Genomic DNA, 455 nt, shown 5'->3' with positions numbered 1-455 from the left:
TCCCAACCGATCGCTCAGAGCAGAGGCATCCATGGGTTCGCGCACCTGGCACTGGCCCGGCGTCCTGCTCGGCCTGCTCCTCGCCACGGCCGGCGCGCAGGCCGACACCCTGCGCGTGGCGACCCTCGACTGGGCGCCCTACGTCGGCCCCGACCTGCCGGGCAAGGGCCTCGCCAGCCGCATCCTCGACGAAGCCCTGGCCCTCGACGGGCACCGCGCCGAACTGGTGTTCCTGCCCTGGCAACGTGCCCTGAAGGAAGCCGCCGAGGGGCGCTTCGACGCCCTCATGCCGGCCTACCTGTCGCCCGAGCGGCGCGAACTGTTCCACGCCACCATCCCCCTGCTCGACTCGCAACTGGGCTTCTTCCGCCAGCGCGAGCGCCTGCTGCCGGTCAATCCCGCGCATCTGGAAAGCCTGCGTCCGTACCGCATCGGCGTGGTCCGCGGCTACGTCA

Annotated in this window: 1 protein-coding gene; it reads left to right on the top strand. The window is 71.6% G+C overall.

The annotated features are described in order from the left end of the window. Positions 1-31: 31 nt before the first annotated feature. Positions 32-455 (top strand): substrate-binding periplasmic protein (locus FLO80_RS23870; RefSeq protein WP_149187145.1); only part of this gene is annotated, 424 nt, incomplete at its 3' end.

Origin of the sequence: Aquicoccus porphyridii (genome assembly GCF_008369105.1) — a bacterium.
GTDB lineage: Bacteria > Pseudomonadota > Alphaproteobacteria > Rhodobacterales > Rhodobacteraceae > Aquicoccus > Aquicoccus porphyridii.
This window is presented reverse-complemented; position numbering and strand designations above follow the sequence as displayed.